We start from the raw sequence: 25,108 nt of genomic DNA on the forward strand, positions 1-25,108 counted from the left end.
TAATAATGCAACCATATAGCGCGGTATTTTTTGGTTATGCCACCTGGGTTTGAGTGGCTATTGTTTTAAATCAGTCGGTTACCGGGAGTTTAGCGCGAATGTCATCGGGCTGGAGGGTCCGGCCATCGGCGGCCTGCAGTACCAGCTTACGCAGCGGCTGGCGTGTCAGGCTATCCACCAACACGGTTGCGGGTTCGTCGGGCGTCAACAGGTATTCATCGGCCCACTGCGCGAGCGCCACCAGCACGGTTTGCAGCCCACGGCCCTTTTCGGTGAGCACGTACTCTTGCCACGCACTGCCGTCGGAGGCGGGCTGCAGCGTCAGGATGTCTTCTTCCACCAGCATTTTCAACCGTCCGGCGAGCATGTTTTTAGCAATGCCAAGGTGCTTTTGAAACTCGCTGAAGCGCCGGGTTCCGCCCAACGCTTCGCGGACGATGAGCAGCGACCACCAGTCGCCAATGACATCCAGTGAGCGGGCGATAGGGCAACTGCTGTTTTCCAGACGGGTACGTTTCACAAGAGCTCCTCCAGCTTTAGTGCCTGGCACATAATTGTTTTATTATAAAACTATTTCAGCGGGTTGATAAAAGTTTCTCCCGGTGCCTCAGTTTGCGAGCGACGAAGCGGAAAAATGTCATAAATTTGCCACAATAAAAAGCGATGAAAATGACTGAGGATAAAGGGATGAGAAAGAGTCTACTCGCAGGTATCGTGGCCCAGACGCTGGTGTTATCCGCGGCGGCCCAGGCGCAGGAAGCGGTGGCACCGCAGGGCTACCAGCTCCAGCAGGTGTTGATCATGAGCCGCCACAACCTGCGCGCGCCGCTGGCCAACAATGGCAGCGTACTGGAACAGTCAACGCCGAAATCATGGCCGGAGTGGGATGTCCCCGGCGGTCAGCTGACCACCAAAGGCGGGGTGCTCGAGGTGTACATGGGCCACTATATGCGCGAATGGTTGGCGCAGCAGGGATTGGTGACCAGCGGTGAGTGCCCGCCGGATAACGCGGTTTACGCTTACGCCAACAGCCTGCAACGTACCGTCGCCACCGCCCAGTTCTTTATCATCGGCGCCTTTCCCGGCTGCGGCGTGACGGTCCATCACCAGCCGCAAATGGGCACCATGGACCCGACCTTTAACCCGGTGATCACCGAAGATTCCGCCGCCTTCAGCGAAAAAGCGGTGCAGGCGATGACCAAAGAGCGACAGGGCATGCAGCTCACCGACAGCTACAAGCTGCTCGAGGAAATGACGGACTACCAAAACTCGCCCTCCTGCAAAGAGAAACAGGTGTGTGAGTTAAGCGCAGCGAAAGATACTTTCAGCGCGAAATACCAGCAGGAGCCCGGCGTTTCCGGGCCGCTGAAGGTGGGTAACTCGCTGGTCGATGCTTTCACGTTGCAGTATTACGAAGGTTTCCCGCTGGATCAGGTGGCATGGGGGCAGATCAAAACCGATAAACAGTGGCAGGTGTTGTCGAAGCTGAAAAACGGCTATCAGGACAGTCTGTTCACCTCGCCAGAGGTGGCGCGCAACGTGGCTAAACCGTTGGTGAAATATATCGATAAGGCGCTGGTTAGCGATGAGCAGCAGGCGGCCAAAGTGACGCTGCTGGTGGGGCACGATTCCAATATCGCTTCCCTGCTGACCGCGCTGGATTTCAAGCCTTATCAGCTGCATAACCAGTATGAACGTACCCCCATCGGCGGCAAAATCGTCTTCCAACGCTGGCATGACAGCGGCAGCAACCGCGAGCTGATGAAAATTGAGTACGTCTATCAAAGCACCTCGCAGCTGCGCAATGCTGAACCCTTAACCCTGCAGTCACCACCGCAGCGGGTGACCCTGGCGCTTAACGGTTGCCCGGTGGATGCCGACGGTTTCTGCCCGATGGCAACCTTTAAGCAGGTGATGAACGAGGCGGCAAAATAGGCATAAAAAAACCGGACGGCCTGCTGGCCGCTCCGGTTCTCAGTACTGGCGTCCCGGTAGCGATACCGGGGCGTTCTGCGTCAGACGTTTTTACGCTCGATGGTTTGTTCGCCCCAGAACAGCGCGTCTTTGTCCGTTTTGGCGAAGGCCAAAGAGAGCACTTCGTCGCTGCCTTCTTCCCAGATTTTTTCTGCTAGCTTTTCATCGTATTTGGCTAATTCGAAAATCGCCTCGGCGATCTCGATAGAGGTATTACGTAAACTTGCCCATTCGCCCACATGGTGGGTCTTCGCTTCTTGAGTTGGCATGCACATCCTCCTGCTGAAGGTTAGCCGTGTAATTTAACTGCCAGTCCTGCGACGTGTTCACCTTGATAGCGGGCAATCGCCAGCTCTTCCTGACTTGGCTGACGTGAACCGTCACCGCCGGCGATGGTGGTCGCGCCATACGGCGTACCGCCGCGAACCGCCGACACATCAAAGAGTTCCTGCGCGCCGTAGCCGATTGGCACAATCACCATCCCGTGATGGGCCAGGGTCGTCCAGGTGGAGGTAATGGTTTGTTCTTGCCCACCACCGGTACCGGTGGAGCAAAAGACGCTGGCCAGTTTGCCGTACAGTGCACCCGATGCCCACAGGCCACCGGTCTGATCGAGGAAGGTGCGCATCTGTCCGGACATATTGCCGAAGCGTGTTGGGGTACCAAAGATGATGGCGTCGTACTCTGCCAGTTCCTGCGGCGTGGCGACGGGCGCATTCTGCGTTTTCCCGCCTGCTTTGGCAAACGCCTCTGCTTGCATAGTTTCCGGCACGCGCTTCACGACCACGTCAACGCCATCTACTTTGTTCGCCCCTTCGGCGACGGCATGAGCCATGGTTTCGATGTGTCCATACATTGAATAATAAAGCACCAGAATTTTAGCCATTTGCATCACTCCTCGGTTGCGTTTGAGACCAGCCAATCGACTGGCTACCTTTAAAGATAAGGCGTCTGGCTAAGAGTGCAAATCTAACAATCATTTATTTGATTTATAACAAAATTGCAAAAAGTGGCGCTGTCGCAAAAAGAAACATCTTTGCCGGACGGCTTTTCGTGAGCCATAAGAGACGCTTAGCGTGACGCGAGCGAGGGAGGGGCCGTTTTACCCCGGCAGGTATTGCAAAATATTTCCATTTGCCAGGTGAATGCGTTTCATTCACTACGCTTAACAATACGCAACACCAAAATGGCCATGCCCTATGCTGCGCTGCAGGGCCAGGTGCTGCCGGTAATGCAAGATGATGTCTAACCAAGTGGAGGTCAGTGATGGCAAACCATCGTGGCGGTTCCGGCAACTTTGCCGAGGACCGTGAAAGAGCATCAGAAGCAGGTCGCAAAGGTGGCCAGCATAGCGGGGGGAACTTTAAAAACGATCCTCAACGCGCGTCGGAAGCTGGCAAAAAAGGAGGGAAAAACAGTCACGGAAACCGTCATAGCTGACGAGCAGGCTGATTGTTTGTGATGTGGCGTTAATCTCCTGGGCACCCGCTACATCCTCCCCGCCGCCGGTCTCTACCGGCGGTTTTTTTATGCCTGTATACGGGGCGAACGGCACGGTGGGTACCGTCGCCCCGATGCACAGAGGGGGGTTACACTGGCACGTTGGACTGCGCCGTCTCCGGTACGCGACGGTTAAGCAGGGCGTGGAGCAGGATGGCGCCAAAGGTGGCCGTCCCAATACCGCCGAGGGTAAAGCCGCCGAGGGAGAGGGCGAAATCGCCGGCGCCGAGCACCAGCGTGACCGCTACCATAATCAGGTTGCTGTTCTGACTCAAATCCACCCGGTGCTGGATCCAGATACGCGCGCCGGCCACCGCAATCAGGCCGAACACTACGATCGATGCGCCACCGATCACCGGTCCGGGAATGGTGTGGATCAGGGCACCAAACTTCGGCGAGAAGCCAAGCAGTATCGCAATCACCGCCGCCGCCACGAACACCAGCGTAGAGTAGACTTTGGTGACCGCCATTACCCCAATGTTTTCCGCGTAGGTGGTCACCCCGCTACCGCCAACCGCGCCGGAAAGCATGGTTGCCAGCCCGTCACCGACGAACGCCCGGCCCATATACGGGTCCATATTGCGTCCGGTCATACCGGCGACTGCCTTCAGGTGACCGAGGTTTTCCGCCACCAGAATGACCGCTACCGGGGCGATCAGCATCATCGCCGGGCCGCTAAAGGTCGGGGCGGTGAAGTGCGGCATGCCGAACCACGCGGCCTGCTCCAGCAGGCTAAAATCGAGCGGTTTACCCAGCCCGAACACGTTCGCCAGCAGCGCGTACAGCGCGCAGGCGACGATCAGGCCGACAAGGATCAACAGTCGCTGCACCATCCCGCGGGTAAACACCGCCACCAGCCCAATGCACAGCACGGTCAGCACCGCCATCCAGCCGTCGAAGGCCGTTGCCGAGACGCTGCGCACGGCGATGGGCGCGAGGTTCAGGCCGATCGCCATCACCACTGCGCCGGTCACCACCGGCGGCATCAGCCGTTCAATCCAGCGGGTGCCGACTTTCATCACCACCAGTCCAATCAGGGTATACACCAGGCCGCAGGCGATGATCCCGCCGAGCGCGACGCTCAGATTCGGGTTCAGCCCCTGGCCGTTAAAGCCGGTTACGGCGATCACCACTCCGATGAAGGCGGCGCTGGAGCCAAGATAGCTGGGCACCCGGCCACCGGTGACCACGAAAAACAGCAGGGTCCCGACCCCGGAGAGTAAAATCGCGAGGTTCGGATCCAGCCCCATCAGGATCGGCATCAGTACGGTGGCGCCAAACATCGCCACCGCGTGCTGGACGCCCATTACCATCGTCTGCCCGAAGGAAAGCCGTTCATCGGGGGCCACAACGCCGGAAGCGGCGGAAGGTGAGGTCAACTGCCAGCGAGGAAAATCGAAAAGTGCCATGATGATATCCCGGGTTTGAGGTTAACAGGCTGGACGCATGAGCGTGTGGTAGCCGCGGTCGAACCACATCAGCCCGCGCGGCTCTGGGTGTCTGACAATATCGGCGACTTCGCAGAACAAAATATCGTGGGTGCCGACGCTGACTATCTGGCTGATACGGCAGTCGAAGCTGACCAGCGCATCGACCAGCCGTGGACAGCCGGTAAGACCGGTTTGCCATGCGGCGGCGGCAAAGCGCTCCGCCATCGGGGTTTTGCCGCCAAAGACGTTAGATAACGACTCTTGCCCGGCCGCCAGCGTGTTGACGCACAGCGCCTGATGCTGATTAAACGTCGGCCACACCGAGGCCGAGCGGTTCAGGCACACCAGCAGCGTCGGCGGCGTATCGGTGACGCTGCAGACCGCGCTGGCGGTAAACCCGGCGCGTCCCGCCGGACCATCGGTGGTAATAATGTTGACCGCCGCGCCGACCTGCGCCATGGCGTCACGAAAATGCTGTTTATCCGCTACGGACATGAGGGCTCCTTACGCCAGCTGGCAGGCATCATCAAACGCAAGACGCGGCAGGCGGCCATACAGCTTGCCGGCGTCGCCATAGCCGATATTGATCAGCAGGTTGCTCTGCCAGCCGCTGTCGGCGAAGAACGCCGCATCGACCTTCTGGCGATCGAATCCCGACATCGGGCCGGTATCCAGCCCGAGGGCGCGACAGGCGAAAATCAGATACGCCGCCTGCAGCGAGCTGTTGCGAAAGGCGGTCTCCTCCGCCAGCTGCGGGCTGGAGGTGAACCAGCTGCGGGCGTCGCCGTGGGGAAACAGTTCCGGCAGGCGATCGTAGAAGGCGCTGTCCCAGGCGACGATCGCCGTTACCGGGGCGGTCATGGTTTTTTCGAGGTTGCCGCTGGAGAGCGTCGGGCGCAGCAGCGCTTTGCCTTCCGGGGTGCGGACAAACAGGATCCGCGCCGGGGAGCAGTTGGCGGAGGTCGGCCCCATTTTCATCAGGTCGTAAATGTCGCGCAGCACCTCATCAGTGACCGGTTGATCCAGCCAGCCGTTATGGGTTCTGGCGTGAGTGAACAGGGTGTCTCGCGCGTTCTGGCTAATGCTTTCGCTCATAGATTTTCCTTAATTACGGGGCCAGCATCCTGGCCAGTCCGTCGCATAAAATAGGGTTGAAGGTCCCGGCATCGGTCACGTTACAGGCGTGTCCACCCCATGCCATCTCCACCTGCTGGCTGTTCGGTATCGCCGCCGCCAGGGTACGGGAGCAGGAGGCGGGGACCAGCAAATCGTCATTGGCGCTGACGATCAGCGCCGGGCAGGCCAGCTGGGCCGCCCGGCGTGAAAAATCGGCCTCTTTCAGCGCATGCAGGCGCTTCAGCAGGTTGTCTTTACCCTGGAAATGGCTGAGGGCCAGCGCATCTTCCGCTTCCAGCCTCGGCATGCGGGCGGCCATCCATTCTGCCGGGTAGAGGAACAGCGGCTGGGCTTCGACCCACGCCTGGGCGCCGCCGGCGTGCAGCAGGCGTTCGCGCACCTGAAAACAGCGGCGGGTATGTGGCGAGAGGCGTAGCCAGGCGTTAACCAGCACCAGCGCGCTGACCGCCTGCGGAAAGTCGAGTGCCAGCTGGAGCCCAATCAGGCCACCCAGGGCGTGGCCGACGAAGGCAAAGCGGGTGATACCCGCCGTCTGCAGCGCCTGCTTAAGCTCCAGCGCCATCGCCGCCATGCTGTAACCGGCGGGCAGCGGGCCGGCATTTTCGCCGGTGCCGTTCTGGTCATAACTCACCAGTTGATACCGCTCCGCCAGCACCGCGCGCTGCGGGAGCCAGTAGCTGCCCGCACCGCCTAAACCCGCGCTTAGCACCACCACCGGTGCGCCATCGAAAGGGGCTGGGGAGATATTCAGTTTCATAAGGCTGGTTTCCCGATGTGGGCGACGGTAGCGATTTCGACCAGCGCCTCAGGCTTGACCAGCCCGCACTGGATACAAAAACGCGCCGGTTTATCGCCGGGGAAAAACTCGGCATAGACTTCGTTAATCGCGGCGTAGTTTTTCCAGTCGGTGATAAAGATGCTGTTGAACGTCACATCCTCCATACTGCCACCCGCCGTTTCGATCACCGTTTTGATGGTGTCGAGGACGTGGCGGGTTTGCGCCTTTGGGTCGCCGGGATAAACCACATTATTTTGTTTATCAAACGGCAGCGTGCCGGAGACATAGACCACCCCGTCGGCCAGGGTGCCGGGGACAAAAGGGGCAATCGGCGTGGTGGTGCCGGGCGGTATAATGACCTGTTTAGGCATAACGTTTCTCCTCCGGGAATGAGAGCGGGGCGGCGGGCTCCAGCGCGTCGCAGAAGCTGGCGACATCGCTGACCCAACCAAAAAAGGTTTCGATATTGAACAATGCGGCCTGCTGGGCGAAGGCCGGGCCCGCCTGGTGGGTGGCGTCTTCCAGCACGATGCCGAAATACTCAAGGAAGAAGCCGTCGCGCAGGGTCGACTCCACGCAGACGTTGGTGGCAATCCCGGTAAACACCAGATGGCGAATGCCGCGGCTGCGCAGGATGCTGTCGAGCGGGGTGTTGAAAAAGCCGCTGTAGCGCGGTTTCGGCAGCACCACATCGCCGGGCTGCGGTTGCAGTTGATCGACCAGCTGGTAGTCCCAGCCGCCTTTCGCCAGCAGTTTGCCCTGCAGCTCCGGGCGGCTGCGCATGGTCTTCAGGGCGTTTGATTTATGGTAGTTCGGCGAACCGGGACCGCCGGCTTCGACGTACTGTTCGTCCCAGCCGTTCTGGAACCAGATAATCAGCATGCCGGCGGCGCGGGCTGCGGCAACGGCGGTATTGATATTGTCGATCACCGGCCGGGTGGCGGAGACGTCAAACCCGGCGAGGTCGAGGTAGCCGCCCTGGCTGGCATAGGCGTTTTGCATATCGACGACGATCAGCGCGCTGTTCTGCGCCGGGAAGGTCAGGGATTCCGGACGGGCGGGAAGGGTAATCATCAGGCAACCTCTCGGGTAACGGTGGAAACAGCGTCGCGGCAACGCATCAGCGGCTGGATACGCTCGCCAAAGGCTTCAATGCCGAGCAGGAAATCGTCAAAGGTGAGCAGCACGCCGTCGGTGCCCGGCACCGTCGCCACCTCGTCGAGCATGCGTGCGACATTGGCGTAGGAGCCGACCAGCGTGCCCATGTTGATATTGACCGCCGAGGTCGGGTCCGCCATCTGGCGCACGTTGGTGTCGCTGCCGGAACGGGTGTCTTTCTGGCTCTGTTCGGTGAGCCAGGCCAGGGCGTCGTCATCGGCACCGGCTTTGTAGTGTTCCCATTTGGCGCGCGCCGCCTCGTCGGTTTCGTCGGCGATAATCATAAACAGGACGTACGAGCCGACGTCGCGACCGGTTTTTTCTGCCGCCTGCATCATGCGTGCCGCGGTAGGGGCAAAGGCGGTAGGCGTGTTCACCCCTTTGCCGAAGCAGAAGTTGTAGTCGGCGTATTGTGCGGAGAAGGCCATGCCCGCGTCGCTTTGTCCGGCGCAGATCACCTTCATTGGCTGTGACGGCTGCGGGCTGACGCGGCAGTCGTTCATGGTGAAATAGTCACCTTTAAAGTCGCTGCGCCCGGTTCCCCACAGGTCGCGCAGCACCTGGACATATTCGGTGAGATACTCATAACGACGAGAGAAGTATTCGTCGCCGGGCCAGATGCCCATCTGATCGTATTCCGGTTTTTGCCAGCCGGTCACCAGATTGACCCCGAAGCGTCCGCCGGAGATGGAGTCGATGGTGGAGGCCATGCGCGCCACAATCGCCGGGGGTAGGGTGAGGGTGGCGGCGGTAGCATAGATCTGGATCCGCGAGGTCACCGCCGCCAGCCCGGCCATTAAGGTGAAGGATTCAAGGTTGTGATCCCAGAATTCGGTTTTGCCGCCGAAGCCACGCAGTTTGATCATCGACAGTGCGAAATCAAAGTGGTAGTGCTCGGCTTTCTGCACGATCGCCTTATTCAGCTCAAAGGTCGGCATGTACTGCGGAGCGTGAGTGGAGATCAGCCAGCCGTTATTGCCAATCGGAACGAAGACACCAATTTTCATACGTACCTCTCTGCAGTCGGGGAAGAAGAAGGCGCGTGGTGCTGCATCCTGCATCTCCCTGGTCACCTCGCCTGAAAGATAAAGCAAACTCGATGCCAGTTTTTCAAAAATCAATGTTATTAATGTGTTGCGCGTTGGTTGCTGAATGTGTTGATTGAAAAAGTGGACTGAATGGTCAAAAAGAGTGCACGAAAAAACGGCAGTCATGCGCAATTGGGGTGCATAACGTCGTGTCGGCGTTGGGCTTTTGCTATGCTGAGGGCGTTGATTACAGGAGATGACGTATGGCGCAGGGCGCTGTGAAAAAAACCGGCAAGCGTGTACAGGCGGTGAACGCCAAAAAAGAGGCGATTCTGGCCGCGGCACTGGACGCGTTTTCACAATTTGGTATTCATGGGACGCGGCTTGAACAGGTGGCCGATCTGGCTGGGGTATCAAAGACCAATCTGCTCTATTACTACCCGTCGAAAGAGGCGCTGTACATCGCGGTGCTGCAACAGATCCTGACCATCTGGCTGGCGCCGCTGCGGGCGTTTCGCGAGGATATCAGCCCGTTGGTGGCAATCCGCGAGTATATTCGCCTGAAGCTGGAAGTTTCCCGTGATTATCCGCAGGCCTCGCGGCTGTTCTGTCTGGAGATGCTGCAGGGCGCGCCGCTGCTGATGGGCGAGCTAACCGGCGATCTGAAAACCCTGGTGGATGAAAAATCGGCTATCGTCTCTGGCTGGGTTGAGAGCGGCAAACTGGCGCCGGTGGACCCGCAGCATCTGATCTTTATGATCTGGGCCACCACGCAGCATTACGCCGATTTTGCCACTCAGATTGAGGCAGTGACCGGCGCAACGTTACGCGACGAGACCTTTTTCCAGCAAACCGTGGATAACGTTCAGCGGATGATCATTGAAGGGATCCGGGTTCGTTAATTGGCCGGAGGCAGCGGGCAGCTCTGATCGCCATCTTCGCACTGCAGGAGCGAGGCGAGGAACGATTCGCGCTCGACGGTTTTATCCGCCATGCATTGATTGAGCAACATCGGCTGGGCGCTGCCGCCTTCTGCCCCGGAGACGAGGAACGCGCAGTCGTCGTTGCGCAGCGCAATCCAGGCCAGCTGCGCCTTTTTCAACATTTCCTGCTGTTTGCCTGAGGCCCGCTTCAGCGCTTCCTGATAGGTTTGATTGAGTTTTTGATCGTCTGCCTGATACTGCGCCGCCGTACACTGGTTCATTTCCGCTTGCGTGCTGGCGCTGGCGCATTCGTCTGCCAGCGCCTGTCCGCTTGCCAGCAGGGCGGCAAGGGCGGCAAGGGCGGCAAGGGCAATTACAGTACGTTTCATTAGTTTTCTCCCATAAAAAAGCTCCCGTCGGGGAGCTTTAATTAAGCACAGCTTTGGCCTGCTGTCATCCGCTGCCGTGGGTTTCCCCGGATAAGGCGCGTTAGCGCCGCTATCCGGGAGGGGCACCGGCTTAACCGATGGTCATCAGGCTGGCGTTGCCGCCTGCTGCTGCGGTATTGACGCTCAGCGAGCGTTCAATATAGAGGCGTTCCAGCAGCAGATTGGTTTCACCGCGGGCGAAGCCCTGCACCGAAACAATTGCACCATCACGTGCCGCCACCTGTTCGCACAGCTCACGCAGCTGATCGGAATCGCCGTGGTAGATCACCGCGTCGAAGGCCTGGGTGGTCAGCGTCTCTGATTTGGCAAAATGGATGCGCTCGCTGACGTCACGCGGCAGCTTCTTCGCCAGCTCACGCTGCAGGGCGCTATCCGGCCACAGGATTTCAGACCCTACGGCGGTGACCGCCGCCAGCTGAATCAGCGCATCCTGCTCGTTATCCGCGATGCACAGCACGCGGTCACGCGGGATAAAGGTCAGAGTATTGCGCTCGCCGGTTGGACCCGGCAGCAGGCGCTGGGTCCCGGCCTGTGCCAGCTCGCTGTACTGCTGGCACAGGGCCTGCAGCTCCGGACGACCGGCAGCCCATTGCTGCAGGGCCATTAGCGGTTTTTCCAGCAGGGTTTTCAGCTGCGCATCCAGCGGACGTTCAGCATCCTGACGGGCGAGGGTGGTCCCCACCGCGTTTTGCGGACGGCTGGAGAGCAGACGATACAGATACAGCGGGCCGCCGGCTTTCGGACCGGTTCCCGACAGACCTTCGCCACCGAATGGCTGGACGCCAACCACTGCGCCGACCATATTGCGGTTGACGTACAGGTTGCCAACTTTTGCACTGCCGGTGACCTGGGCAATGGTCTCGTCGATACGGGTATGTACGCCGAGGGTCAGACCGTAGTTCGACGCGTTAATTTGCTCAACCAGCTTATCCAGTTCATTGCGGTTGTAGCGAACCACGTGCAGCACCGGGCCAAAGACCTCTTTTTTCAGCTCATCAAAGCTGTCCAGCTCGATCAGCGTCGGCGGAATAAAGGTACCGCTTTGCCACTCCCGCGCATCGTCGCTGTTCTCACGCACTGCCTGGAAGACGCTACGCCCTTTGGCGCGCAGAGTCTGAATATGGCGTTCAATATTCTCTTTGGCTTCGGCGTCAATTACCGGACCAATGTCGGTGGTCAGACGACCCGGGTTGCCCATCCGGCACTCGCCCATCGCGCCGCGCAGCATGGTCAGGGTATGGTCGGCGATCTCTTCTTGCAGGCAGAGGATACGCAGGGCGGAGCAACGCTGCCCGGCGCTATCAAATGCCGAGGCCAGCACATCGACCACCACCTGTTCGGTCAGGGCCGAGGAGTCGACGATCATGGCGTTCATCCCGCCGGTTTCGGCGATCAGCGGCGTCGGGCGGCCTTGAGCATCGAGGCGGCTGGCAATATTGCGCTGCAGCAGAGTGGCGACTTCGGTGGAACCGGTGAACATTACGCCACGCACGCGTTCATCGCTGGTCAGCGCGGCGCCGACGGTTTCCCCGCGGCCCGGCAGCAACTGAATGACGCCCGGCGGTACGCCGGCTTCCAGCAGGATCGCCACGCCCTGAGCGGCAATCAGCGGCGTCTGTTCGGCCGGTTTTGCCAACACGCTGTTACCTGCCGCCAGCGCGGCGGCTATCTGGCCGGTGAAAATAGCCAGCGGGAAGTTCCACGGGCTGATACAGACCACCGGGCCCAGCGGACGGTGGGTTTCATTGTCAAAATCGTCACGAACCTGGCCGGCGTAGTAGTGCAGGAAGTCCACCGCCTCGCGGACTTCAGCGATGGCGTTACTGAAGGTTTTACCCGCTTCACGGACCAGAATGCCAATCAGCGTCTGGGTCTGGCCTTCCATCAGGATCGCGGCACGTTCGAGGATCGCGGCGCGCTCCTGCGGCGGTGTTGCAAACCAGATCGGCGCGTTATTGACCGCGCTGCTGAGCGCCAGCTCGACCTCTTCCGGGCGGGTTTCACGCACGTGACCGACAATATCTTTCGGCTCGGCTGGGTTCACCACGGCCTGCAGTTCCCCTTCAATCACCGGATGCTCCAGCGCCGGCAGGGCCTGCCACTTGTGCAGCGCACTGTTCAGCAGTGAAGAGGAGAGGGAGGCCAGACGGTGTTCATTCGCCAAATCGAGACCGGCGGAGTTGATGCGGCCTTTGCCGTAGAGATCGCGCGGCAGCGGGATTTTCGGGTGCGGCAGGCCAGCCTGGCCCTCTTGCTGCGCCAGTTTCTCGACTGCGCTGACCGGGTCGGCAACCAGCTCATCGAGCGGCAGGGTGGTGTCGGCGATGCGGTTGACGAAGGAGGTATTCGCGCCGTTCTCTAACAGACGACGCACCAGGTACGCCAGCAGCGTTTCATGGGTGCCGACCGGAGCGTAGATACGGCACGGACGGTTCAGTTTGCCGTCGGCCACTTTACCAACGACCTGCTCGTACAGCGGTTCACCCATGCCGTGCAGGCACTGGAACTCATACTGACCAGGGTAGTAGTTTTGTCCCGCCAGCTGATAGATGGCTGCCAGGGTATGGGCGTTATGGGTGGCGAACTGCGGGTAGATCAGGCTCGGAACCGCCAGCAGTTTTTTGGCGCAGGCGAGGTAGGAGACGTCGGTATACACTTTGCGGGTATAGACCGGGTAGCCTTCTAAACCGTCCATCTGCGCACGTTTGATTTCGCTGTCCCAGTAGGCCCCTTTCACCAGACGGATCATCAGGCGACGGCGGCTGCGGGTGGCGAGGTCGATCAGCGAGTCAATGACAAACGGGCAGCGTTTCTGATAGGCCTGAATAACGAAGCCGATGCCGTTCCAGCCGGCCAGTTCCGGTTCAAAACACAGTTTTTCCAGCAGATCGAGCGAGATCTCCAGACGATCGGCCTCTTCGGCATCGATGTTGATCCCGATGTCGTACTGGCGGGCCAGCAGCGTCAGTGATTTCAAACGCGGGTAGAGTTCGTCCATGACCCGGTCATATTGCGCGCGACTGTAGCGCGGATGCAGGGCGGAAAGCTTGATGGAAATCCCCGGGCCTTCATAAATGCCCCGGCCATTGGAGGCTTTGCCAATGGCGTGGATCGCCTGCTGGTAGGAGACCATGTAGGCCTGCGCATCGGCGGCGGTAAGCGCCGCTTCACCCAGCATGTCGTAGGAGTAACGGAACCCTTTCTCTTCCAGCTTGCGGGCGTTGGCCAGCGCTTCGGCAATGGTCTCTCCGGTGACGAACTGTTCGCCCATCAGGCGCATCGCCATATCGACGCCTTTACGAATCAGCGGTTCGCCGCTTTTACCGATAATCCGGTTCAGCGAGCGTGAGAGGCTGGTTTCATTGTGGGTCGAGACCAGCTTACCGGTAAACAGCAGGCCCCAGGTGGCTGCGTTGACGAACAGCGACGGGCTGCGGCCGATATGCGACTGCCAGTTGCCGTTGCTGATTTTGTCGCGGATCAGGGCGTCACGGGTGGCTTTATCCGGAATACGCAGCAGCGCTTCCGCCAGACACATCAGCGCCACCCCTTCTTGTGAAGAGAGGGAGAACTCCTGCAGCAGGCTTTGCACCATGCCCGCGCGGCCGCTGGCCGTTTTCTGATTGCGCAGTTTTTCCGCCAGCTGGTACGCCAGCTTATGCGCCTGCTCGCCCAGAGGCTGTGGCAGACGGGCCTGTTCTAACAGCATCGGTACGGCGTCGGTTTCTGCCCAGCGATACGCGGCGGTGATCGAGGCGCGGGAGACGGACTGCGGCAGGATTTGTTCGGCAAATTCCAGGAACGGCTGATACGGCTCATCCGCCGGGCTGCCGGCTTCGTCGCTTTCGTTGGCGGCACCGGAGAGCAGCGCCGGTAACTCAGGCAGCGTCTCGTCGTTTTCCAGTTTTTCCAGGTAATTGAAGATGGCCTGCTTAATCAGCCAGTGCGGCGTGCGGTCAATACGGCTGGCGGCAAACTTAATGCGTTCGCGCGTCGCGTCGTCAAGCTTAACACCCATGGTGGTGGTGCCCATGCTTATCACTCCTGTAATGAATCATTGTTCTTTTTTCGGTTACGCGAAAATATCTACCATGTTGCAACTTTGTGCAACCTTGTTAATCGTGATTTGTGTCGCACGGTCAGAAAAGGGCTGGTTGTTAAATTCAATGGTGCGTATTGGCAAAAATTAACATTTGTCCAATAGGGGATTTATATGCGTGAGTTAACAGTTTCACCAGGTGCAACCAATAAAAATGTGAGAGAGTGCAACCTATGGCGAAATGCTGTTTGGTCACGATAAAAATTAGTGTAAATGCTGTGTTAAATCGTTTGTGAAATGCAGTTGCTTCCGTCAGGATACGGTCGCCCAATACAACCAATGTGCCATTACCCCGTTCCGGTAGTGGAATAAAATGACAAAGCAGGACGTTGTCGACAAAAAAACTGGAGATTTTGCATGGCTATCAGCACCCCCATGTTGGTGACTTTTACTATTTATATTTTTGGCATGGTACTTATCGGTTTTATTGCCTGGCGTTCGACGAAGAACTTTGATGATTATATTCTCGGTGGCCGTAGCCTTGGCCCATTCGTGACGGCGCTGTCTGCTGGAGCCTCTGATATGAGCGGCTGGCTGCTGATGGGTCTGCCGGGGGCGATATTTCTCTCCGGTATTTCCGAAAGCTGGATCGCCATTGGCCTGACCTTGGGCGCATGGATTAACTGGAAACTGGTTGCCGGTCGCCTGCGTGTTCACACCGAAGTGAATAATAACGCACTGACCTTACCGGATTATTTCACCGGCCGTTTTGAAGATAAAAGCCGGGTGCTGCGTATTATTTCCGCGCTGGTTATTTTGCTGTTCTTCACTATCTATTGTGCCTCCGGGATTGTGGCTGGCGCCCGTCTGTTTGAAAGCACTTTCGGTATGAGCTATGAAACAGCGCTGTGGGCCGGTGCGGCCGCCACCATTATTTATACCTTTGTCGGTGGCTTCCTCGCGGTGAGCTGGACCGATACCGTGCAGGCCAGCCTGATGATTTTCGCGCTGATCCTGACGCCGGTGATGGTGATTATTTCCGTTGGCGGCTTCGACAGCTCGCTGGAAGTGATTAAGCAGAAGAGCATTGAAAACGTCGATATGCTCAAAGGGCTGAACTTTGTGGCGATTATCTCGCTGATGGGCTGGGGCCTGGGCTATTTCGGCCAGCCGCATATTCTGGCGCGCTTTATGGCGGCGGATTCCCACCACAGTATCGTCCACGCACGTCGTATCAGCATGACCTGGATGATCCTGTGTCTGGCAGGTGCGGTCGCGGTTGGTTTCTTCGGTATTGCCTGGTTCAACAACAACCCGGCGCTGGCGGGGGCGGTCAACCAGAACTCAGAGCGCGTGTTCATTGAACTGGCGCAGCTGCTGTTTAACCCGTGGATTGCCGGGATCCTGCTGTCAGCGATTCTGGCGGCGGTGATGTCGACCCTGAGCTGCCAGCTGCTGGTGTGCTCCAGTGCGATTACTGAAGATTTGTACAAAGCGTTCCTGCGTAAAAACGCCGGTCAGAAAGAGCTGGTATGGGTTGGACGGACCATGGTGCTGGTGGTGGCGCTGATTGCTATCGCATTGGCAGCGAACCCGAACAACCGGGTGTTGGGTCTGGTCAGCTATGCCTGGGCAGGCTTCGGCGCGGCGTTTGGTCCGGTGGTGCTGTTCTCGGTGATGTGGTCACGTATGACGCGTAATGGCGCACTGGCCGGGATGGTGATCGGCGCGCTGACCGTGATTGTCTGGAAACAGTTCGGCTGGCTGGGCCTGTATGAAATCATTCCTGGCTTTATCTTCGGAAGCCTCGGGATTGTCTTCTTCAGCCTGCTGGATAAAGCCCCTTCGGCATCAATGCAGAAGCGTTTTGCTGAAGCGGACGCGCATTATCATTCTGCGCCGCCGACAGATATCGTCGCAGAGTAAACCCCCGCTTTCTCTCAAGCCCGCGTCCAGCGGGCTTTTTTGATCCTCTTGCTAATTCGCTGAAAATACGCTGATATCGTGGCACAAAAAACAATGAGGATAGCAAAATGACGTTCAGACAGGGTGCGATGGTGCTGGTGATGGCAGGGCTGCTTGGTGGCTGTGTGGCTCCGGCGAAGAACAGTGCCCCGGTTCCGGCCAGCGCGGCATGCCCGGCAGATAATGCCATGGTACAGACCACGCTCTACTTCGGGTTAAGCCGTCCGGCGGGGAAAGATATTACCGCCCAGGAGTGGCAGCAGTTTGTCGACCGGGACGTGACGCCGCGCTTTCGTGACGGCTTAACGGTGTTTGATGCTCGTGGCCAGTGGCTGGGCAATGACGGTAGCGTGGCCCGCGAGCAGAGCAAAGCGCTGATGCTGATTCACGGTAAAGACGGCAAGAGCGAAGAGGGGATTGAAGCGCTGCGTAACCTCTATAAATCACGCTTTGCTCAGGAGTCGGTAATGCGTGTCGACCAGCCGGTCTGCGTTCACTTCTGACGGTGTGAGGGATAATCCCGGCTGGCGCTGTGCTTAGCCGGGATTCGCTTTTAGTTCAGGCGATTACAGAACCAGTCCGGCAAAGCTGGCGGACAGCAGGCTCACCAGAGTGGCGCCGTACACCAGACGCAGGCCAAAGCGGGAAACGATATTCCCTTGCTTTTCGTTCAGCCCCTTAATGGCGCCGGCAATGATGCCAATTGAGGCGAAGTTGGCGAAAGAGACCAGGAATACCGAAAGGATCCCCAGCCCGCGCGGCGTCATGCTGGCGGCAATTTTTTGCAGCTCAATCATCGCAACGAACTCATTAGCCACCAGTTTGGTTGCCATAATACTGCCGGCGTTCAGCGCATCGCTCAGCGGAATACCGATAAGCCAGGCCAGCGGATAAAAGACATAGCCGAGGATCTGCTGGAAGCTAAGGCCAAACAGCGTGGCAAACAGGGCATTAATGGCGCTGATGATGGCAATAAAGCCAATCAGCATGGCCAGAATAATCATCGCCACTTTGAAGCCGGCGAGAATATATTCGCCGAGCATTTCGAAGAAGCTTTGCGATTCGTGCAGCTTCTCGAGCTTAATTTCCTCTTCGCTGCCCGGACGCGTCGGGTTAATAATCGACAGCACAATAAAGGTACTGAACATATTAAGGATCAGCGCCGCTACCACATATTTCGCATCGAGCATGCTCATATAAGCGCCGACGATGGAGAGTGACACTGTCGACATCGCGGTCGCGGCCATGGTGAACAGTCGGCGCGATGAGAGGTCGCCCAGCACCCCTTTGTAGGCGATGAAATTCTCGGACTGCCCGAGGATCAGCGAACTGACGGCGTTGAATGATTCGAGTTTACCCATGCCGTTGACTTTCGACAGCAGGGTGCCAATCACGCGGATGAAGATCGGCAGGATGCGCCAGTGCTGGAGGATCCCGATCAGCGCAGAAATAAAGACAATCGGGCACAGCACGCCGAGGAAAATAAAGGCCATCCCTTTTTCGCTCATGCCGCCAAATACAAAATTGGTGCCCTCGGCGGCAAAGCCGAGTAAAGAGGTAAAGAAGCTGGAAATATTTTTCACTATCCACAGGCCGCTTTCGGCGTGGAGGAAAAAGAATGCCAGGGCAATTTCAATGATAATGAGCTGGCTAATATAGCGAATGCGGATTTTTTGTCGGTCATAGCTGACCAGCCAGGCAAGGGCAAGGATAACCACCAGCGCCAGCAGGAAGTGCAAAAATTGTGTCATGTTATTCATTTCGCAGGTCAATAAGGCCGCTATTTAGCCACAGCCGTTACGCCCGGTAAATATCTAACTGAAAAAACCACCGAGGCGCGGCTTCGTTGTCGGGGCAGGCAAATAATCGCATAAGTAATTATTTTGTAGCGATTAATTTACAACTCGATACCATTCACTCTACATTTCGCTTGTGTTTCTGCTTATTGTAATGATAATCACTATCAGAAATATTTACCTATCTTTGCATCCACTGACGGCGATTCACATTTAAGGTGTCGGCATGTTTGTTCCATTTCTCATTATGTTACGCGAAGGGCTGGAAGCGGCGCTGATTGTCAGCCTGATTGCCAGCTATCTCAAACGCACCCAGCGCGGCAACTGGATTGGCGTGATGTGGATTGGCGTTATCCTCGCCGCAGCACTCTGTCTGGGTCTCGGCATCTTTATCAACGAAACCACCGGTGAATTTCCGCAGCGCGAACAGGAACTGTTCGAAGGTATTGTCGCGCTGGTGGCGGTATGCATCCTGACCTGGATGGTGTTCTGGATGCGCAAAGTGTCGCGCAATGTGAAGCAGCAGTTGGAACAGGCGGTGGATAACGCGTTGCAGAAAGGCAACAACCACGGCTGGGCGCTGATCCTGATGGTCTTTTTCGCCGTGGCGCGGGAAGGGCTGGAGTCGGTGTTTTTCCTGCTGGCAGCTTTTCAGCAAGATGTTGGGATCTGGCCGCCGATTGGGGCGATGCTCGGACTGGCGACCGCCATTGTCCTCGGTTTCCTGCTGTACTGGGGCGGTATTCGCCTTAATCTTGGGGTGTTCTTTAAGTGGACCAGCCTGTTTATTCTGCTGGTGGCGGCGGGTCTGGCTGCCGGGGCGATTCGCGCGTTCCATGAAGCCGGCCTGTGGAACCATTTCCAGGACGTCGCATTCGATCTGAGCGGCGTGCTGTCGACGCACACCCTGTTCGGTACGCTGCTTGAAGGGATCTTCGGATACCAGGAAACGCCGACCGTCAGTGAAGTGGCGGTGTACTTTATCTATTTGATTCCGGCGCTGGTGCTGTTTGCCCTGCCGCCGCGTAGCAATACAGCAACCTCGCGTACGGCTCCTCTTAAATAGAGCTCCGCAGGATATTGGGTTACACCTACTTACCGAAAGGGATGATCATGATGATTCATTTTCGCCGTAGTGCGCTGCAGCTTGCCGTCGCAGCGTTGTTCAGCTCTGCCTTTTACGCTCAAGCTGCGGATATTCCGCAGGTAAAAGTCACCGTCAATGATAAACAGTGTGAGCCAATGAACGTGACCGTGAAGGCGGGTAAAACACAGTTCATTATTCAGAACCATAGCCAGAAAGCGCTGGAGTGGGAGATCCTCAAGGGCGTGATGGTGGTGGAAGAGCGCGAGAATATTGCGCCTGGCTTCACCCAAAAGCTGACGGCGAACCTGCAGCCGGGCGAGTATGACATGACCTGCGGCCTGCTGACCAACCCGAAAGGCAAGCTGATTGTCACCGGCGAGGCCACCAAAGATGCGGCTAAAGCCGATGCGCTGTTGAGCCTGGGCGAGGCGATCACCGCCTATAAAGCCTATGTCACCGCAGAGACCGCTGAGCTGGTCAGCGGCACCAAAGCCTTTACCGATGCGGTGAAAGCGGGCGATATCGAAAAAGCCAAAGCGCTGTATGCGCCGACACGTCAGCATTACGAGCGCATTGAGCCTATCGCCGAGCTGTTCTCTGACCTTGACGGCAGCATTGATGCCCGTGAAGACGATTACGAGAAGAAGGCGGAAGACCCGAAATTTACTGGCTTCCACCGTCTGGAAAAAGCCTTGTTTGGCGACAACAGCGTCAAGGGGATGGAGCAGTATGCCACTCAACTGAACGACGATGTGCTGGACCTGCAAAAACGCATCAGCGAGCTGGCCTTCCCGCCGTCTAAAGTGGTGGGTGGCGCGGCTGGCCTGATCGAAGAAGTGGCGGCCAGCAAAATCAGCGGTGAAGAAGATCGCTACAGCCACACCGACCTGTGGGACTTCCAGGCCAACATTGACGGCGCGCAGAAGATTGTTGACCTGTTGCGTCCGCAGCTGCAAAAAGAGAACAGCGCGCTGCTGGCGAAAATTGACGCTAACTTCAAGAAAGTTGACGGCATTCTCAGCAAATACCGCACTAAAGACGGCTTCGAAACCTATGACAAGCTGACCGATGCGGATCGCAATGCGTTGAAAGGGCCGATCACCACGCTGGCGGAAGATCTGGCGCAGCTGCGTGGGATCCTCGGTCTGGATTAAGACGATGGCAGAACAGAAGCAATTCGACGTGGATGAACCTTCACGTCGTCAATTATTAAAAGGGATCGGCGCGCTGGGTGGCGCGCTGGCCATTGCCGGTGGCTGTCCGGTGGCGCACGCGGCGAAGGGCGGTAGCGCGCCGGGCGTGCTGTCTTCTGACGCGCGAGCCGAGGCGCAGCCTTTTTACGGGCAGCACCAGGCGGGCGTACTGACGCCGCAGCAGGCATCGATGATGCTGGTGGCCTTTGATGTGCTGGCCAGTGATAAAGCCGATCTTGAACGGCTGTTTCGTCTGCTGACCCAGCGCATTGCCTTTCTGACCAAAGGTGGCCCAGCGCCGGATACGCCGAATCCGCGTCTGCCGCCAATGGATTCAGGGATCCTCGGACCGTGGATATCGCCGGACAACCTGACGGTGACCGTGTCGCTGGGCCATTCGCTGTTTGACCAGCGTTACGGGCTGGCGAACCACGCGCCGAAAAAGCTGCAACCGATGACCCGCTTCCCCAACGATTCACTGGACGCCGCGCTCTGTCATGGCGATCTGCTGCTGCAAATCTGTGCCAATACTCAGGATACGGTCATCCACGCGCTGCGCGATGTGATTAAACACACCCCGGATCTACTGAGCGTGCGCTGGAAGCGTGAAGGGTTTATCTCCAGTAGCGCCGCGCAGAGTAAAGGCAAAGAGACGCCGGTAAACCTGCTGGGCTTTAAAGACGGTACCGCAAACCCGGTCAGCACCGATAAGGCGTTGATGGATGAGGTGGTATGGGTCACTGCCGGGCAAGGCGAGCCCGCATGGGCGACCGGCGGCAGCTATCAGGCGGCGCGTATCATCCAGTTTCATGTGGAGTTCTGGGATCGTACTCCGCTGAAAGAGCAGCAGACTATTTTTGGCCGGGATAAGCACAGCGGTGCGCCGTTGGGGATGCAGAACGAGCACGATGTGCCGGATTACAGCAACGATCCCAACGGCGATACCATCGCCCTGGATAGCCACATTCGACTGGCAAATCCGCGGACCCCGCAGACCCAGTCGAGCCTGATGATGCGCCGCGGTTACAGCTATTCATTAGGGGTAACCAACTCCGGTCAGTTGGATATGGGGCTGCTGTTTGTCTGCTATCAGCACGATCTCGAGAAGGGGTTCCTGACGGTGCAAAAGCGCCTGAATGGCGAGGCGCTGGAGGAGTACGTCAAACCGATTGGCGGCGGTTATTTCTTTGTGTTGCCGGGAGTTATCGACAGCCAGCACTACCTGGGACAATCTCTGCTTGAAGCCTGATCGCTCTGCCCGTAAGGGCAGGGCGTTTTCTGCTGTTTTTCCATTCTTTTTTTGTATTTCCTGCCTTGTGTTATTTTTCTGTAATCTAAATGACGGAAACTCTCTTCAGCTGTTCGGGGAATTATTTGTTGCGTTTGTGTAAAAAATTAGTTGCATCTTAGACGATTTTTGATGTAATTATTACAGACGCGGTAGTTCCCGGCAGTGATGTCGTTTCACTATGGAGATCGCGAATGGTAGGGTCCTGTACCGGACAACGCAAAACAACACGCCGTACTCTTCAGCGCGGAGGGAAAACCTCCGGCAGCGACTTCGTCACCGTAAATTCACCCCTTTCCACCACGACAGAACATCCGAACCCTGACAGGGTACGCGGTGCGCGTAGCCGTGACTCATTGTCAATTCAACAGGCAAGCAATGGCTTAAAAGGAAGCCAAACCTCAATCGTTTGTGCGCATAGTCGCGTCGATAGTGACGCGTGTGATGTAAACCAACAACGCAAGGTGCTATCCATGGGAAGACAAAAAGCAGTGACCAAAGCTCGTCGTGAAGCAAAACGTGTGCTGAGACGCGATTCGCGCAGTCATAAGCAACGCGAAGAAGAATCGGTCACATCGCTGGTGCACATGAGTGGCGTAGAAGCAATTGGCATGGCGCGGGATAGCCGTGATACTTCCCCAATTGAAGCACGCAATGATGCTCAGGCGCATTATTTGAATGCCATCGACAATAAACAGCTGATTTTTGCCACGGGCGAAGCCGGGTGCGGTAAAACCTGGATTAGCGCCGCGAAAGCAGCCGAAGCCCTGGTCCACAAAGATGTGGACAGGATTATTGTTACCCGTCCCGTTCTGCAGGCCGACGAAGACCTCGGCTTCTTACCGGGAGATATCGCCGAGAAGTTCGCTCCCTATTTCCGACCGGTTTATGACGTTCTGGTGCGGAGATTGGGCGCTTCCTTTATGCAGTACTGCCTGCGACCGGAAATTGGCAAGGTGGAAATTGCGCCGTTCGCCTACATGCGCGGACGTACATTTGAAAATGCCGTGGTGATTCTGGACGAGGCCCAGAACGTGACGGCTGCGCAAATGAAAATGTTTTTGACCCGCCTCGGGGAGAACGTCACGGTCATCGTCAACGGCGACATTACCCAGTGTGATTTACCGTCTGGTGTGAAGTCTGGCCTGGTCGATGCGTTGGGACGTTTTGAGGAAGACGAGATGATCGGTATCGTGCGCTTTACCGCCGATGATTGCGTCCGTTCGATGCTCTGCCAGCGAACGCTGAAAGCTTACTACTAGCGGCTAATTAGTGTGCAAAGCCCGGGGAAACCCGGGCTTTGTTGTTTTGTGGTTCGCGTGAACCACGCTTTGCTTAGTATTGCGGGTTAGCCAATGGCGCCCAGCGCATCCTCATTTCCCTGGCTTTTCGGCAACAGGAACAGGGTGGCGAAAATATCCAGCAGGTACAGCAGCGCCAGCAGGGTGATGGCGGCGGTAAAGGACCAGTGGCTGACGAACAGACCAATCACCAGCGGACCAAAACCACCGACGCCCCGACCGAGGTTAAACAGGACGTTCTGCGCCGTCGCGCGGACCTGCAGCGGGTAGGTATCCGAGATCAGCGCGCCGTAACCGCCGATCATTCCGTTGACGAACATGCCCATTAACGCTCCGGTAAACAGCATAATGGTTGGGTCACGCAGTTGGGCGTAGATAATCACCATCACGACCGCGCCGGCCTGGTAAATCAGGAAGATTTTCCAGCGCGCGAAACGGTCCGCCAGCACGCCAAACAACCAGATGCCGAAGGTCATTCCCACCACGGTGACGGCGGTCCATACGCCTGATTTGGTGAGCGAAAAACCAAAGTTGGACGACAGATAGCTCGGCATCCAGATCATCAGACCGTAGTAACCAAAATTCTGTACCGAGCACAGAATAAAGATACCGAGGCTGGCCTTCGAGGTGGCACGGTCGGAGAACAGCATTTTGATCCGCGATGAGAATGAGAGCTGCTGGGTGGTATCGATATCTTTGGTAAACGCTTCCGGCTCGCCCATGCCGCGGCGGATGGCAAATGACACCAGCGCCGGCAGCAGGCCGACGAGGAACATTCCGCGCCAGCCGATAATATCCAGCAGCAGCGGGGTGATAAAGGCGGCCAGCAGAACGCCCAATTGCCAGCCGATGCCCACCCAGGCAGAAGCCCGGTTGCGTTTGTGCGCCGGCCAGACTTCAGCGATCAGCGCCATGCCAATGCCGAATTCGCCGCCTAATCCCATTCCCGCCAGCGTGCGGTAGGCCAGCAGATCCCAGTAGCCCTGGGCGACGGCGCACAGGCCGGTAAAGACCGAGAACATCAGAATGGTGAAGGTCAGGACGCGAATGCGACCAAGGCGATCGCTAAGGTGGCCAAAGATAATCCCGCCCAGCACCGCCCCGATCAGCGTCCAGGTCACCAGGGAGCCGGCCTGCGAGGTGCTGAGGGCGAGTGAAACGCTGATGGCCGGTAACATAAAACCGAGGATCAGCAGGTCAAAGCCGTCCATTGCATAGCCGCTGATGGCTGCGACCATGGCTTTTGCCGGGGTCACGCCGCGTTTTGTTTGTGAAGAAGAGAACGTCATGTTCAGGCCTTTGGCAGTCAATTTTGCGGCAAGTATAGATTTGTCAACGAATGCGATCTACACGACAAAGGGGGCGTTGTAGGTCGAGTGGATGGCATTAACTGGATGATTGCATGATTATTGTGGAGTAAATGACTGGTTTTTATTTTTAAGTATTAGTGGTAATGCTTAATTTGTGAGTGTCGATGACGTAATATGCTGCCGATAAAAAACGACGATTGTTGGATTTTTGTCTGCGGAGTTGGAGTTGCTGCTGGTAGCCCGGTCGGGGGATTGATGCCGACTCCGGGAGAAGGGCGCACCGCGCTGGCAGAATGGCTGGTGCAACATGCGAAAAAAAGCCTGTGACTGCGTACGAGCTCTTCTTAAAATATGGCGGTGAGGGGGGGATTGACTCGCTTTGCTCGCCCTACGGGCAGCCCGCTCACAGGTTCGCGGTCTGTCCAACTGGCGTTGCCAGTTGTCGAACCCCGGTCGGGGCTTCTCATCCCCCCCGGTGGGGTGCTACATGTGAAAAAAAAGCCCGTACTTGCGTACGAGCTCTTCTTAAAATATGGCGGTGAGGGGGGGATTCGAACCCCCGATACGTTGCCGTATACACACTTTCCAGGCGTGCTCCTTCAGCCACTCGGACACCTCACCATATTGTTTTGCTGCTCACCTTGGGTGGGCAACGGGGCGCTACTATAGGGAGTTGCACTAAAACGGTCAAGCAGTATTTATTCTTTCTTTACCGTTCGGTCAAGCAATGAACACTGCCCCGCCGAAAACCG

The 25,108-nt window shown here is 57.5% G+C and carries 23 protein-coding genes, 1 tRNA gene and 1 other RNA gene; 9 read left to right on the forward strand and 16 right to left on the reverse strand.

Annotated features, from left to right (window positions below; genetic code table 11):
• Positions 1-70: 70 nt before the first annotated feature.
• Positions 71-520, reverse strand: coding sequence for a winged helix-turn-helix transcriptional regulator (locus tag ACMYSO_RS23265; RefSeq protein ID WP_434668345.1), 450 nt, complete (start codon positions 518-520; stop codon positions 71-73).
• 167 nt (positions 521-687) lie between these two features.
• Here ACMYSO_RS23265 and agp point away from each other — a divergent pair, with 167 nt between their 5' ends.
• On the forward strand, positions 688-1,935 hold the full coding sequence (agp, locus tag ACMYSO_RS23270) for a bifunctional glucose-1-phosphatase/inositol phosphatase (protein WP_434668348.1): 1,248 nt from the start codon (positions 688-690) through the stop codon (positions 1,933-1,935).
• A gap of 80 nt (positions 1,936-2,015) precedes the next feature.
• Here the strand turns inward: agp and ACMYSO_RS23275 are convergent, their stop codons facing one another.
• Both ACMYSO_RS23275 and wrbA read right to left on the reverse strand, forming a co-directional pair.
• The gene (locus ACMYSO_RS23275; protein WP_123753766.1) at positions 2,016-2,243 is read right to left on the reverse strand and encodes a YccJ family protein; all 228 of its coding nucleotides are present in this window, start codon (positions 2,241-2,243) and stop codon (positions 2,016-2,018) included.
• Positions 2,244-2,263: 20 nt separating this feature from the next.
• Positions 2,264-2,860 carry an NAD(P)H:quinone oxidoreductase gene (gene wrbA, locus ACMYSO_RS23280; protein WP_123753767.1) on the reverse strand — a complete coding sequence of 199 codons (597 nt, stop codon included), beginning with the start codon at positions 2,858-2,860 and terminating at the stop codon, positions 2,264-2,266.
• A gap of 380 nt (positions 2,861-3,240) precedes the next feature.
• Between wrbA and ACMYSO_RS23285 the strand changes: the two genes are divergently transcribed.
• Positions 3,241-3,414, forward strand: a complete 174-nt coding sequence (locus ACMYSO_RS23285; protein WP_004860412.1) for a general stress protein — start codon at positions 3,241-3,243, stop codon at positions 3,412-3,414.
• A gap of 149 nt (positions 3,415-3,563) precedes the next feature.
• Here ACMYSO_RS23285 and rutG read toward each other — a convergent pair whose 3' ends face one another.
• Genes rutG through rutA form a run of 7 tightly spaced genes read right to left on the reverse strand, consistent with a single transcriptional unit; the run spans position 3,564 to position 8,984 of the window.
• The gene (gene rutG / locus ACMYSO_RS23290) at positions 3,564-4,883 is read right to left on the reverse strand and encodes a pyrimidine utilization transport protein G (protein WP_434668352.1); all 1,320 of its coding nucleotides are present in this window, start codon (positions 4,881-4,883) and stop codon (positions 3,564-3,566) included.
• A 21-nt stretch (positions 4,884-4,904) separates the two neighbouring features.
• Positions 4,905-5,399: an NADH-dependent FMN reductase RutF gene (gene rutF, locus ACMYSO_RS23295; RefSeq protein ID WP_123753769.1), complete on the reverse strand. Its 495-nt coding sequence runs from the start codon at positions 5,397-5,399 to the stop codon at positions 4,905-4,907.
• Between the two features lie 9 nt (positions 5,400-5,408).
• Positions 5,409-5,999 (reverse strand): malonic semialdehyde reductase, encoded by a 591-nt coding sequence (locus tag ACMYSO_RS23300; protein WP_434668355.1) that lies wholly within the window; start codon positions 5,997-5,999, stop codon positions 5,409-5,411.
• Between the two features lie 13 nt (positions 6,000-6,012).
• The gene (gene rutD / locus ACMYSO_RS23305) at positions 6,013-6,798 is read right to left on the reverse strand and encodes a pyrimidine utilization protein D (RefSeq protein ID WP_434668358.1); all 786 of its coding nucleotides are present in this window, start codon (positions 6,796-6,798) and stop codon (positions 6,013-6,015) included.
• The gene (gene rutC, locus ACMYSO_RS23310; RefSeq protein ID WP_123753772.1) at positions 6,795-7,190 is read right to left on the reverse strand and encodes a pyrimidine utilization protein C; all 396 of its coding nucleotides are present in this window, start codon (positions 7,188-7,190) and stop codon (positions 6,795-6,797) included. The genes rutD and rutC overlap by 4 nt, the downstream gene beginning before the upstream one ends.
• Complete coding sequence (rutB, locus tag ACMYSO_RS23315) at positions 7,183-7,893, reverse strand: pyrimidine utilization protein B (protein WP_434668360.1); 711 nt, start codon at positions 7,891-7,893, stop codon at positions 7,183-7,185. Before rutB ends, rutC begins: the two co-directional genes overlap by 8 nt.
• A complete protein-coding gene (gene rutA / locus ACMYSO_RS23320; RefSeq protein WP_434587005.1) occupies positions 7,893-8,984 on the reverse strand; it encodes a pyrimidine utilization protein A in 1,092 nt (363 codons plus the stop codon). Before rutA ends, rutB begins: the two co-directional genes overlap by 1 nt.
• Before the next feature lie 284 nt (positions 8,985-9,268).
• Here rutA and rutR point away from each other — a divergent pair, with 284 nt between their 5' ends.
• On the forward strand, positions 9,269-9,907 hold the full coding sequence (gene rutR / locus ACMYSO_RS23325) for an HTH-type transcriptional regulator RutR (protein WP_434668363.1): 639 nt from the start codon (positions 9,269-9,271) through the stop codon (positions 9,905-9,907).
• Here rutR and ACMYSO_RS23330 read toward each other — a convergent pair.
• Positions 9,904-10,317: a lysozyme inhibitor LprI family protein gene (locus ACMYSO_RS23330; RefSeq protein ID WP_434668366.1), complete on the reverse strand. Its 414-nt coding sequence runs from the start codon at positions 10,315-10,317 to the stop codon at positions 9,904-9,906. The two genes, rutR and ACMYSO_RS23330, sit on opposite strands and share 4 nt — an antisense overlap.
• Before the next feature lie 130 nt (positions 10,318-10,447).
• Positions 10,448-14,410: a trifunctional transcriptional regulator/proline dehydrogenase/L-glutamate gamma-semialdehyde dehydrogenase gene (gene putA / locus ACMYSO_RS23335; RefSeq protein ID WP_434668369.1), complete on the reverse strand. Its 3,963-nt coding sequence runs from the start codon at positions 14,408-14,410 to the stop codon at positions 10,448-10,450.
• Positions 14,411-14,833: 423 nt separating this feature from the next.
• Here putA and putP point away from each other — a divergent pair, with 423 nt between their 5' ends.
• Together putP and ACMYSO_RS23345 are read left to right on the forward strand one after the other, a co-directional pair.
• Entirely contained in the window at positions 14,834-16,342 is a 1,509-nt protein-coding gene (putP, locus tag ACMYSO_RS23340; protein ID WP_434668372.1) for a sodium/proline symporter PutP, read from the forward strand.
• 107 nt (positions 16,343-16,449) lie between these two features.
• A complete protein-coding gene (locus tag ACMYSO_RS23345; protein ID WP_434668374.1) occupies positions 16,450-16,884 on the forward strand; it encodes a DUF3574 domain-containing protein in 435 nt (144 codons plus the stop codon).
• Positions 16,885-16,947: 63 nt separating this feature from the next.
• On the opposite strand, the gene ACMYSO_RS23350 is transcribed toward ACMYSO_RS23345, so the two are convergent.
• Positions 16,948-18,132 (reverse strand): NupC/NupG family nucleoside CNT transporter, encoded by a 1,185-nt coding sequence (locus ACMYSO_RS23350; protein ID WP_434668376.1) that lies wholly within the window; start codon positions 18,130-18,132, stop codon positions 16,948-16,950.
• A 271-nt stretch (positions 18,133-18,403) separates the two neighbouring features.
• Between ACMYSO_RS23350 and efeU the strand changes: the two genes are divergently transcribed.
• The 4 genes from efeU (at position 18,404) to phoH (ending at position 23,007) form a co-directional block, all read left to right on the forward strand.
• Positions 18,404-19,243, forward strand: coding sequence for an iron uptake transporter permease EfeU (efeU, locus tag ACMYSO_RS23355; RefSeq protein ID WP_434585527.1), 840 nt, complete (start codon positions 18,404-18,406; stop codon positions 19,241-19,243).
• A 47-nt stretch (positions 19,244-19,290) separates the two neighbouring features.
• Positions 19,291-20,418, forward strand: coding sequence for an iron uptake system protein EfeO (efeO, locus tag ACMYSO_RS23360; protein WP_434668379.1), 1,128 nt, complete (start codon positions 19,291-19,293; stop codon positions 20,416-20,418).
• Positions 20,419-20,422: 4 nt separating this feature from the next.
• Positions 20,423-21,706, forward strand: coding sequence for an iron uptake transporter deferrochelatase/peroxidase subunit (efeB, locus tag ACMYSO_RS23365; RefSeq protein ID WP_434668382.1), 1,284 nt, complete (start codon positions 20,423-20,425; stop codon positions 21,704-21,706).
• Between the two features lie 512 nt (positions 21,707-22,218).
• Positions 22,219-23,007 carry a phosphate starvation-inducible protein PhoH gene (gene phoH / locus ACMYSO_RS23370; protein ID WP_434585522.1) on the forward strand — a complete coding sequence of 263 codons (789 nt, stop codon included), beginning with the start codon at positions 22,219-22,221 and terminating at the stop codon, positions 23,005-23,007.
• Positions 23,008-23,093: 86 nt separating this feature from the next.
• Here the strand turns inward: phoH and ACMYSO_RS23375 are convergent, their stop codons facing one another.
• From ACMYSO_RS23375 to ACMYSO_RS23385, 3 genes are all read right to left on the reverse strand, one after another.
• The gene (locus tag ACMYSO_RS23375) at positions 23,094-24,335 is read right to left on the reverse strand and encodes an MFS transporter (RefSeq protein ID WP_434668385.1); all 1,242 of its coding nucleotides are present in this window, start codon (positions 24,333-24,335) and stop codon (positions 23,094-23,096) included.
• A gap of 373 nt (positions 24,336-24,708) precedes the next feature.
• Positions 24,709-24,844, reverse strand: a non-coding RNA gene (locus ACMYSO_RS23380) — RtT sRNA.
• A gap of 45 nt (positions 24,845-24,889) precedes the next feature.
• A tRNA-Ser gene (locus ACMYSO_RS23385) sits at positions 24,890-24,977 on the reverse strand.
• Between the last annotated feature and the right edge of the window lie 131 nt (positions 24,978-25,108).

Origin of the sequence: Klebsiella sp. B345, from assembly GCF_051131735.1 — a bacterium.
Taxonomy (GTDB): Bacteria; Pseudomonadota; Gammaproteobacteria; order Enterobacterales; family Enterobacteriaceae; genus Klebsiella.